Here is a 9,681-nt window from a genome sequence, read left to right as displayed (position 1 = left end):
TAGCTGTATGTAACGACGCCGGTAACGGCCACGGAAACGCTCGAACATGAACATGATCGACCCCTTCGGTCGCACGATCAGCTATCTCAGAGTGTCGGTCACCGACCGCTGCGATTTCCGCTGCACCTATTGCATGGCCGAGGACATGACCTTCCTGCCCAAGAAGGATCTCTTGTCGCTGGAAGAGCTGGACCGGCTCTGCACCGTCTTTATCGAAAAGGGCGTCAGAAAGCTGCGCCTCACCGGTGGCGAACCGCTGGTGCGCAAGAACATCATGCATCTGGTGCGCCAGCTGTCGCGGCATCTCGACAGCGGCGCGCTGGAGGAACTGACGTTGACCACCAACGGCTCGCAATTGTCGCGCTTCGCCGCCGAGCTTGCCGATTGCGGCGTCAAGCGCATCAACGTCTCGCTCGACACGCTCGACGCCGGCAAATTCCACCAGATCACCCGTTGGGGCCATCTCGGCAAGGTCATGGAAGGCATCGATGCCGCGCAGGCGGCCGGGCTGAAAGTCAAGCTCAACGCGGTGGCGCTGAAGGATTTCAACGACGCCGAACTGCCCGACATGATGCGCTGGGCGCATGGCCGAGGCATGGACCTGACCGTCATCGAAACCATGCCGATGGGCGAGATCGACGCCGATCGCACCGACCAGTATCTGCCGCTGTCGCTGCTGCGCGCTTCGCTGGAGCGCCAGTTCACGCTGGCCGACATTCCCTTCAAGACCGGCGGCCCGGCCCGCTATGTCCACGTTGCCGAGACCGGCGGAAAGCTCGGTTTCATCACGCCGATGACGCATAATTTCTGCGAAAGCTGCAACCGCGTCCGGCTGACCTGCACCGGCACGCTCTATATGTGCCTCGGCCAGGAGGATGCGGCCGATCTGCGCGCGCCGTTGCGGGCATCGGAGAGCAATGAGCTGGTCGCCGACGCGATCGACGAGGCGATCGGCCGCAAGCCGAAAGGCCATGATTTCATCATCGATCGGCGCACCAGCCGCCCGTCGGTCTCCCGACATATGAGTGTCACCGGCGGCTGATCTTCCGCCGATCCGTGCAAGGATTGCCCGGTGGCCAGTCACATCCCAGAAAAAGTCCGGTCGGCAAGCCGCTGTCGGATTTACCGCCAGCATCTTCCGGCCTAGCTTCCCCGCAGCGGAATCGTCGCTCACAGGGGGAATACATCATGCGCAAAATTCTTCTTTCTTTCGCCTTGCTCGGCCTCGCCGCCCTGCCCGCGGCCGCCCAGTCGATCGGCGGCACCTACACCGTCGCCGGCACCAATTTCGACGGATCGTCCTATGGCGGCGAAGCCACCATCACGCTGACCAGCGGCACCACCTGCACGATCCACTGGGAGACGGGTGGGTCCTCCTCGGACGGCATCTGCATGCGTAACGACAATGCATTCTCCGCCGGCTATGTCATGGACAAGGATATCGGCCTTGTCGTCTACAAGGTCGAGGACGACGGCTCGCTGCATGGCCTGTGGACGATCGCCGGCAAGGAAGGCAACGGCACCGAGATCCTGACGCCAAAGAAATAGACATCGAAGCGGCCGGGAGGCGATTGCGCCTCCTGGCACAGCCCTTTGCCATTGCTGTCTCGTGGCCAGCTGTTACAGGCTTGCTTGCCCAAGCAACCGGTAGATGTCTTGCCTCTTTCTCCAAATCTTCGCGGCGCGTTGTTCATGATGGTGGCGCGATGGTTGGCTTCACGCTCAACGATGCCATCACCAAATACTCTTCGCAATCGATGAACATGGCGCAGGTCATGCTGATCAGAGGGGCGTTTGCCTCGCTCTTCGTCGGCCTGCTGGCCTGGCAACGCGGCGCGCTTTTCCAGCCGCGCCTGATGCTGCAGCCGCTGGTGGCAATCCGTGTGCTGGGCGAAGCAGGCGCAACCGTGTCATTCCTCGTGGCGCGCTTGCCCATTTGCCGATCGGCAGTGTCTCGGCGGTTCTTCAGGCGCTGCCGCTGGCGGTGACGATGGGGGCCGCGCTGTTTTTCGGCGAAGCGGTCGGCTGGCGGCGCTGGCTGGCGATCGCAACCGGCTTTGCCGGCGTGCTGGTCATCGTGCGGCCGGGTTTTGACGGCTTCAGTGTCTATTCCCTTGTGGCGCTGGCCAGCGTCGCATGCTGCACGGTGCGTGATCTCGCCACCAAGCGCATCCCTCAGGCCATACCGACAATGCTGGTCTCGACCGCCACAGCGCTTGCAATGACCGTCGTCGGCGCGCTGCTGTTGTCGCCGATGGGTGGCTGGACGCCGATGACCGGCAAAAGCACGACATTGCTGGCGCTGGCGGCGGTGCTCGTGCTCATCGGCTATCAGTTCATCATCATGCGATGCGCTCGGGCGAAATCTCCTTCGTCGCGCCATTCCGCTATACGGCGCTCCTCTGGTCCATCCTGCTTGGCTTGATCGTCTTCGGCGACATACCGGACATGCCGATGATTGTAGGCGCCACCGTTGTCGTCGGCTCGGGTCTATATGCGCTGTATCGCGAGCGCGTGGTCGGCCGGCGAAGGATCGTCGCCGAAAGCACCGGACCTGCCATGGCGCCGGATGGTATCTAGATCTTGAAGCCGCTTGCGATTTCCGGCGGCTGGCGTACAGGCAGGCCATGAAGCGAGACGTCGCGGGGATCATTCTGGCCGGTGGCCAGTCGAGACGAATGGGCGGTGGCGACAAGAGCCTGTTGCCGCTTGGCGGCGGCAGCGTGCTTGATCAGGTCCTGTCGCGCTTTGGCCCGCAGATTGAAGCCCTGGCGCTGAGCGCCAATGGCGACCCGGCGCGCTTTGCCCGGTTCGGACTGCCGGTGCTTGCCGACACCGTCGAAGGCTTTGCCGGGCCGCTTGCCGGAATACTGGCCGGCCTCGAATGGGCCGCCGTCAGCACGTCTTGCGAGGCGATCGTCACCGCCGCCGGCGACACACCTTTCCTGCCGCTCGATCTCGTCGACCGTTTGCGGGCGGCGGCCGGAGAACATCCCGGTTCGATCGCCGTCGCCGCCTCGGCCGGCAGGCGGCACCCGACCTTCGCGCTGTGGCCGACGGGATGCCGCGACGCCTTGCGGCATTTTCTGGTCGATGAGGACAACAGGCGGGTTTCGGCCTTCATCGAGCGCCATGGCCATGTCGAGGTGGAATTCCCGGTCCCACAATTCGCAGGGCATCAGATCGATCCTTTCTTCAACATCAATGTGCCGGACGATCTTGCCCAGGCCGCTCGCCTGTTGCAGAGCATGACGTCATGAACATCTTCGGCATCACCGGCTGGAAAAACTCCGGCAAGACCACACTGACCGAAAAGCTGGTCGCAGAGCTTGTGCGGCGCGGCTGGAAGGTCTCGACCGTCAAACATGCCCATCATGATTTCGACATCGACAAGCCAGGCACCGACAGCTTCCGCCATCGGCAGGCCGGGGCTACCGAGGTCGCGATCGTGTCGGGCAATCGCTGGGCGCTGATGCACGAGTTGCGTGGCGAGGACGAGCCAACGTTGGACGCCATCCTCGCGCGGCTCGCGCCATGCGACATCGTGCTGGTCGAAGGCTACAAGCGCGAACCCCACCGCAAGATCGAAACGAGGCGGCTGGAAGCGAAGGACCAGGCGCCGCTTTCGCCAGGTGATCCCAATATTGTCGCCGTCGCAGCGGACTTCGCCATCACGGATGAGAGCCTGCCGGTGTTCGACCTCGACGACGTAAAATCGATAGTCGACTTCATCGAGCGCACGACCGGTCTCGTTGCTTGAGATGTAACGTAACGGCAGAAACCCATTACCGATTTTGGCGGTTTTGCAGTTGCTTTTTTCTTCGAAAGAGTGGGAGTATTGCCTCAGCGGGCGGTCAAAAGCACCGCCCCACAGAGCCGTTTCGGAACAACGGCCGGGACCATAAAGAGAGGACTATCATGCGTATTGCACTGCGTATCGCGCTCGCCGCATCGGCCGCGCTACTGACGCTCGGCGTAGCCCAGGCCCAGGAAAAGACCCTGAGGATCGGCACCGAAGGCGCCTACCCGCCCTTCAACAACCTCACTGCCGACGGCCAGCTCGTCGGCTTCGACATCGACATCGCCAAGGCGCTTTGCGATGAAATGAAGGTCAAGTGCACCTTCGTCGCGCAGGATTGGGACGGCATCATCCCGGCGCTCCAGGCCGGCAAGTTCGATGCCATCGTCGCCTCGATGTCGATCACGCCGGAGCGGCAGCAGAAGGTCGACTTCACCCACAAATACTACAACACGCCCTCGGCGCTCGCCGTGCCGAAGGACAGCACGCTGAAGGGCGTGACCAAGGAAGACCTCGCCGGCAAGACCGTCGGCGTCGCCACCACGACCACCCATTTCAATTATGCTTCGAAGACCTATACCGACAGCACCATCAAGGGCTATCCGAGCAGTCCCGAGGAGCAGGCTGACCTGGCCAATGGCCGCCTGGACGCCATCGAGGATGACATCGTCGTGCTGCAGCAATGGCTCGATACGCCTGACGGCGCCTGCTGCAAGATCCTCGGCCAACCCTCGCCGCAACCGGTCGAAATTTTCGGACCTGGCGCCGGCATTGCCGTTCGAAAGGGCGAGACCGATCTCGTCAACAAGTTCAACGCCGCCATCGACGCCATCCGCGCCAACGGAAAATATAAGGAAATCAACGACAAGTACTTCAAGTTCGACGTCTACGGCGCCGAGTCCTGATTATCATCGCCAAGGCGGCAGGGGTCCCCTGCCGCCTTGTTCATCTCGGGACCGCCGTGGGGTAAGACGAGTCGATGCCAGCCCAAAGCATATGGACACTGCTCAGTTGGGGACCCGAAGGCTGGAGTGACGATATTGCTTATGGTGCGTTGGTCACCATCGCACTTGCCCTTGCAACGCTGCCGATCGGCCTGACGATCGGCTTCTTCGTAGCATGGGCCAAGCAGTCGGAAGAGCCGTCGCTGCGGCTGGCCGCCAACATCTACACCACCGTGTTTCGCGGCCTGCCGGAACTGGTGACACTGTTCCTGTTCTTCTTCGGCATGCCCATCCTGCTGCAATACATCATCCGCCTGTTCAAGCCCGAGGCGACGATCGATGTCGACAGCTTCATCGCTGGCATGATCGTGCTGTCGCTGATCTTCTCTTCCTATGCCAGCGAGGTGTTTCTTTCGGCGTTTCGCGCCATACCGAAGGGACAATATGAGGGAGGCTACGCGATCGGCCTGTCGAAATGGCTGACCATGCGCAAGGTGATCTTGCCCCAGCTGCTGCGCATCGCCTTCCCCGGCCTTGAAAATTGCTGGCTCAGCCTGCTCAAGGACACGGCCCTGGTCTCGGTCGTCAACCTCGCTGAAACCTTGCGCAACGCGGGCGTGGCCGCGCGCGTCACCAAGCACTCGTTCCTGTTCTATAGCGTCGCTGCCCTGGTGTTTCTTGTCCTGGCGATCCTGTCGTCGATCGCCACCGGGCTCATCCTGCGCTCGCTGGGGCGGAGGGAGGCCCGATGAGCGCCGCTGACGCGATCGCGGTCGAACGGCCGCCGCCGCCGGCCCGCGGCTGGCCGCGCATTCGCATCGTGGGACACGCGCTTGTCGGCCTCTGGATGCTCTTCGGCCTCGGCATCCTTGCCTATCTGATCTACGCCTGGAACGGAGAGTTCTTCGCGAGGTATGCGCCGGCCTATCTGCAAGGGCTGGGAACCACGCTGGCGCTCGTGGCGATTTCGATGGTGGTCGGCGCGATCCTTTCGCTGCCCGTCACCTATGGCCGCATGTCGAAGGACCGGTTCTTGTCCGGCCTTGCCTACTGCTACGTCTATTTCTTCCGCGGTACGCCGCTGCTCGTCCAGGTCTATCTGGTCTACTATGGGGTAGGCTCTTTCCGGGTGCAGCTCGAATCGGTCGGCATGTGGTGGTTCTTCCGCGATGCCTTCAACTGCGGCGTGTTCGCCTTTGCGCTCAACACCGCCGCCTACCAGGCGGAGATCCTGCGTGGCGCCATTGAGAGTGTGCCCAGGGGTCAATGGGAAGGGGCCGCCTCGCTCGGCCTGCACAAGCTGCAGACATTGCGCAAGGTCATCCTGCCGCAGGCGATCATCGTGGCGTTGCGGCCCTACGGCAATGAACTGGTTCTGATGATCAAGGCCTCGGCCATCGTCGCCATCATCACGGTCTACGACCTGATGGGCAATGCGAAACTCGCTTACGCCAAATCCTTCGACTTCCAGGCCTATGTTTGGGTTGCCATCGTCTATCTGGTGATGGTCGAGATCCTGCGCCATGGCGTCGAATGGATCGAGCGCAGGATCACGATTCACCTGCACCGCTGACGTATCATCGATGCTGTTTCCGATCAGCCTGTGCCAGTCGATGCGGCGGCGCGCGCCTTGACGAATTCGCCGCATGGCCTAGAGCTTCCGCAACTGAAATCCGTCGGAAAAGGCAAGCTCATGGCATCTGTGGCATTTCTCGGTCTTGGCGTGATGGGATACCCGATGGCCGGACACCTCAGGAGCAAGGGTGGCCACGACGTCACCGTCTACAACCGCACCAAGGCCAAAGCCGAACAGTGGGTTGGCCAGCATGGCGGCAGCCTTGCGGTGACGCCGGCGGAGGCCGCCAAGGACAAGGACTTTGTCTTTTCCTGCGTCGGCAATGATGACGATCTGCGCTCGGTGACGACAGGTCCGGACGGTGCCTTCAAGTCGATGAAGAAGGGTTCGATCTTCATCGACAACACCACGGCCTCGGCCGAGGTCGCGCGCGAATTGGCGGAAGCCGCGCAAGTCGGCGGGTTTTCATTTCTCGACGCGCCGGTTTCCGGTGGCCAGGCCGGTGCCGAGAACGGTGTGCTGACCGTCATGGTCGGCGGCGATCAGGCTGCCTTCGACAAGGCCCGGCCGGTTATCGACGCCTATGCCCGCATGGTCGGACTGATGGGGTCGGCGGGCGCCGGCCAGCTGACCAAGATGATCAACCAGATCTGCATCGCCGGACTGGTGCAGGGACTGTCGGAAGGCATCCATTTCGGCAAGAGGGCCGGGCTCGACATCGAGAAAGTGATCGAGGTGATCTCCAAGGGCGCGGCCGGTTCCTGGCAGATGGAGAACCGTCACAAGACCATGAATGCCGGCAAGTATGATTTCGGTTTCGCCGTCGACTGGATGCGCAAGGATCTCGGCATCTGCCTGGCGGAGGCCGACCGCAACGGCGCCAGGCTGCCGGTTACCGCGCTTGTCGACCAGTTCTACAAGGATGTGCAGGCAATGGGCGGCAAGCGCTGGGACACGTCCTCGCTGCTGGCGCGGCTGGAGAAGTAGGCGGCCATGTCCCTGCCCGCTCCAGACTGGGCCGCGCAGGACATCATCGCGCATCTCCGCTCGATCGGCAGGGCGGAGAACCGCGCCGGCATGGCGCGGTTCGGCATCAACACCGCGACCGCGCTCGGTGTCGGCAACGCCGATTTGCGGCCCTTGGCGCGCAAGCTGAAGCGCAACCATGAGCGGTCCTTGGCGCTGTGGGACAGCGGCATTCGCGAAGCCCGGCTGATGGCGGTGTTCACAGGCGAGCCGAAAAAGATCAACGTCGAGGAGTGCCGGCGCTGGGCCGGCGATTTCGATTCCTGGGAAGTCGTCGATACCGCCTCCGACCTGTTCGTCGATACGCCGTTCTGGCGGGCGCTGATCGAGGAGTTCGCGGCCGACGAGCGCCAATTCGTCCGCCGCACGGCCTTTGCCATGCTGGCATGGGCAGCCGTGCATCTGAAAAAGGAGCCGGACGCGACGTTCCTGTCCTATTTGCCTCTGATCGAAGCGCATGCCGGCGATGAGCGCAATTTCGTCAGGAAAGCGGTCAATTGGGCGCTGCGGCAGATCGGCAAACGATCGACGGGCCTGCACGCCCCTGCCCTGGCCCTGGCGCAGAAGCTTGCCGACTCCAAAGACAAGACCGCGCGCTGGATCGGCAAGGATGCGGTGAAGGAACTGTCACATGCCAAAACGCTCGAACGCCTCGCCGGCAGAAAAGTTTGATCTTGCCGATATCCGTTTCACCGAGGTGACGCGGGCAACGCGCGGCAGCTTCGAGACCTTGTTCGACCAGCCGGGTGCGCCAAAATACTGCTGGTGCATGGCGTGGCGGCACTCCGGCCCGGAGCATATCCCGAATGATGAGAAAAAGCGCCGGATGATGGCACTTGTTGATGCCGGCACGCCGGTCGGCATGCTCGCCCGGATCGGCGGCAAGACCGTCGCCTGGTGTTCGGTCGCGCCGCGCGAAACCTATCGAAGGCTTTCAAAGCAGCAGGACGACAGCGAGACCGGCGTATGGTCGATCGTCTGCTTCTACGTGCCAAGGGCGCTACGCGGCGGCGGCCTCGCCTCCGCATTGCTCGATGCGGCCATTGACCATGCGTTCGCCAAGGGTGCGCGTGTCATTGAGGCCTATCCGGTGGACGAGGCGTCGCCAAGCTACCGTTTCATGGGCTTTCGCGACATGTTTGCGGCGCGCGGCTTTCGCGAGGCCGGCATGGCCGGTTCTCGCCGACATGTGATGCGGCTCGAGCATTGACGTCATTGGCAGCGGCGTCTTTACTCCTGGGCAAAGGAAGCGGCCATGAACCATTTCAGATCAACTATAGCGCTGGCGGCCGCACTTTCTCTCTCCGCGGCCGGCGCCTCGGCCGGGACCATGCACATCTTCTGGAAGGATTTGCGCCCGGCGACCCAGGCGGTGGCCGGAGATGCCGGCCTGCCGATGATCGCGGCAAAATTGCCCGATCACGGCGAGACGCTTTCGCTTGATCTGCAGGACAGGACCATACAATTAGCTGGCTATGCTTTGCCGGTCGATCGCGACGGCGATCTCGTCTATCAGTTCCTGCTGGTGCCGTGGACGGGTGCGTGCAGCCACATGCCGACGCCGCCGCCCAACCAGATCGTGCTGGTCACTCCCGCGCATCCCTACAAGATGTCGGAAGCCTACCAGCCGGTTGCCGTCACCGGCGCCCTGAAGCCGGACATGGAGAAAAGCCAGCTGTTCATTCTCGACGGCGTCAGCGTCATCCAGTCCGGCTACACCCTGCGCAAGGCGGAGGTGGCCAGTGTCGACATTGTGCCCGACAGCGTCACGCTGCCGGTGAACTCGCCCTGGAGTTTCCTCAACAAGAAGAAAAACTGAGCTGCGCTGTCGGCTCAGGCGGCGTTGGCACCCGATTCCTTGTCCAGCACCATATAGTCGAGCGGGATTTCGGTCGTGTACTTGATCTGCTCCATGGCGAAGGACGACGACACGTCACGGATTTCGATCTTGGCGATCAGCCGCTTGTAGAAGGCGTCGTAGGCGGCGATGTCGGGCACCACGACGCGCAGCAGGTAGTCGACGTCGCCGCTCATGCGGTAGAATTCGACCACCTCGGGAAATTCCTGGATGACCTCGGAAAACCGCCGCAGCCATTCATGGCTGTGTGAGTTGGTGCGGATCGACACGAAGACCGTGACCCGAACATTGACCTTTTCATGGTCGAGAATGGCGACGCGCCGCTTGATGACGCCTTCCTCCTCGAGCTTCTGAATGCGGCGCCAGCAGGGCGTGGTCGACAGGCCGACTTTCTTGGCAACATCGGCAACCGCGAGCGTCGCGTCCTCTTGCAGGAGGCGGAGAATTTTTCGGTCAAGGCGGTCCATCGGAGGCTCCT

12 protein-coding genes and 1 pseudogene are annotated in these 9,681 nt (G+C 62.4%); 12 read left to right on the top strand and 1 reads right to left on the bottom strand.

Going from position 1 to position 9,681, the window contains the following annotated elements; all coding sequences use genetic code 11:
• The first annotated feature begins 46 nt into the window (after window positions 1-46).
• The 12 genes and pseudogenes from moaA to JT360_RS08720 all read left to right on the top strand — a co-directional run bounded on the left by moaA (window position 47) and on the right by JT360_RS08720 (window position 9,164).
• Window positions 47-1,042, top strand: coding sequence for a GTP 3',8-cyclase MoaA (gene moaA, locus JT360_RS08775; protein WP_214471125.1), 996 nt, complete (start codon window positions 47-49; stop codon window positions 1,040-1,042).
• Between the two features lie 146 nt (window positions 1,043-1,188).
• On the top strand, window positions 1,189-1,548 hold the full coding sequence (locus JT360_RS08770) for a hypothetical protein (RefSeq protein ID WP_214471123.1): 360 nt from the start codon (window positions 1,189-1,191) through the stop codon (window positions 1,546-1,548).
• 108 nt (window positions 1,549-1,656) lie between these two features.
• Window positions 1,657-2,580: pseudogene (locus JT360_RS08765) on the top strand (DMT family transporter).
• A gap of 47 nt (window positions 2,581-2,627) precedes the next feature.
• On the top strand, window positions 2,628-3,260 hold the full coding sequence (gene mobA, locus JT360_RS08760; protein WP_214471122.1) for a molybdenum cofactor guanylyltransferase MobA: 633 nt from the start codon (window positions 2,628-2,630) through the stop codon (window positions 3,258-3,260).
• A complete protein-coding gene (mobB, locus tag JT360_RS08755) occupies window positions 3,257-3,760 on the top strand; it encodes a molybdopterin-guanine dinucleotide biosynthesis protein B (RefSeq protein WP_214471120.1) in 504 nt (167 codons plus the stop codon). Before mobA ends, mobB begins: the two co-directional genes overlap by 4 nt.
• 158 nt (window positions 3,761-3,918) lie before the next feature.
• Entirely contained in the window at window positions 3,919-4,704 is a 786-nt protein-coding gene (locus JT360_RS08750) for an ABC transporter substrate-binding protein (RefSeq protein ID WP_214471119.1), read from the top strand.
• Between the two features lie 74 nt (window positions 4,705-4,778).
• Window positions 4,779-5,495, top strand: coding sequence for an ABC transporter permease (locus JT360_RS08745; protein ID WP_214471118.1), 717 nt, complete (start codon window positions 4,779-4,781; stop codon window positions 5,493-5,495).
• Window positions 5,492-6,316 (top strand): ABC transporter permease, encoded by an 825-nt coding sequence (locus JT360_RS08740; protein WP_214471117.1) that lies wholly within the window; start codon window positions 5,492-5,494, stop codon window positions 6,314-6,316. Before JT360_RS08745 ends, JT360_RS08740 begins: the two co-directional genes overlap by 4 nt.
• Before the next feature lie 120 nt (window positions 6,317-6,436).
• Window positions 6,437-7,306 (top strand): NAD(P)-dependent oxidoreductase, encoded by an 870-nt coding sequence (locus JT360_RS08735; RefSeq protein WP_214471115.1) that lies wholly within the window; start codon window positions 6,437-6,439, stop codon window positions 7,304-7,306.
• A gap of 6 nt (window positions 7,307-7,312) precedes the next feature.
• Window positions 7,313-8,017 (top strand): DNA alkylation repair protein, encoded by a 705-nt coding sequence (locus JT360_RS08730; RefSeq protein WP_214471114.1) that lies wholly within the window; start codon window positions 7,313-7,315, stop codon window positions 8,015-8,017.
• Entirely contained in the window at window positions 7,977-8,555 is a 579-nt protein-coding gene (locus JT360_RS08725; protein ID WP_214471113.1) for a GNAT family N-acetyltransferase, read from the top strand. The genes JT360_RS08730 and JT360_RS08725 overlap by 41 nt, the downstream gene beginning before the upstream one ends.
• Before the next feature lie 45 nt (window positions 8,556-8,600).
• Entirely contained in the window at window positions 8,601-9,164 is a 564-nt protein-coding gene (locus tag JT360_RS08720; RefSeq protein ID WP_214471111.1) for a DUF3299 domain-containing protein, read from the top strand.
• Between the two features lie 14 nt (window positions 9,165-9,178).
• Here JT360_RS08720 and JT360_RS08715 read toward each other — a convergent pair whose 3' ends face one another.
• Window positions 9,179-9,670 carry an Lrp/AsnC family transcriptional regulator gene (locus tag JT360_RS08715; protein ID WP_006205209.1) on the bottom strand — a complete coding sequence of 164 codons (492 nt, stop codon included), beginning with the start codon at window positions 9,668-9,670 and terminating at the stop codon, window positions 9,179-9,181.
• Window positions 9,671-9,681: the final 11 nt, after the last annotated feature.

It is taken from the genome of Mesorhizobium sp. dw_380 (assembly GCF_018588885.1).
GTDB lineage: Bacteria > Pseudomonadota > Alphaproteobacteria > Rhizobiales > Rhizobiaceae > Mesorhizobium.
This window is presented reverse-complemented; position numbering and strand designations above follow the sequence as displayed.

Excerpts from the sequence above, each read along its gene's own strand:
- moaA (WP_214471125.1), top strand. The coding sequence starts at position 47 with ATGAACATGATCGACCCCTTCGGTCGCACGATCAGCTATCTCAGAGTG.
- JT360_RS08770 (WP_214471123.1), top strand. The coding sequence starts at position 1,189 with ATGCGCAAAATTCTTCTTTCTTTCGCCTTGCTCGGCCTCGCCGCCCTG.
- mobA (WP_214471122.1), top strand. The coding sequence starts at position 2,628 with ATGAAGCGAGACGTCGCGGGGATCATTCTGGCCGGTGGCCAGTCGAGA.
- mobB (WP_214471120.1), top strand. The coding sequence starts at position 3,257 with ATGAACATCTTCGGCATCACCGGCTGGAAAAACTCCGGCAAGACCACA.
- JT360_RS08750 (WP_214471119.1), top strand. The coding sequence starts at position 3,919 with ATGCGTATTGCACTGCGTATCGCGCTCGCCGCATCGGCCGCGCTACTG.
- JT360_RS08745 (WP_214471118.1), top strand. The coding sequence starts at position 4,779 with ATGCCAGCCCAAAGCATATGGACACTGCTCAGTTGGGGACCCGAAGGC.
- JT360_RS08740 (WP_214471117.1), top strand. The coding sequence starts at position 5,492 with ATGAGCGCCGCTGACGCGATCGCGGTCGAACGGCCGCCGCCGCCGGCC.
- JT360_RS08735 (WP_214471115.1), top strand. The coding sequence starts at position 6,437 with ATGGCATCTGTGGCATTTCTCGGTCTTGGCGTGATGGGATACCCGATG.
- JT360_RS08730 (WP_214471114.1), top strand. The coding sequence starts at position 7,313 with ATGTCCCTGCCCGCTCCAGACTGGGCCGCGCAGGACATCATCGCGCAT.
- JT360_RS08725 (WP_214471113.1), top strand. The coding sequence starts at position 7,977 with ATGCCAAAACGCTCGAACGCCTCGCCGGCAGAAAAGTTTGATCTTGCC.
- JT360_RS08720 (WP_214471111.1), top strand. The coding sequence starts at position 8,601 with ATGAACCATTTCAGATCAACTATAGCGCTGGCGGCCGCACTTTCTCTC.
- JT360_RS08715 (WP_006205209.1), bottom strand. The coding sequence starts at position 9,670 with ATGGACCGCCTTGACCGAAAAATTCTCCGCCTCCTGCAAGAGGACGCG.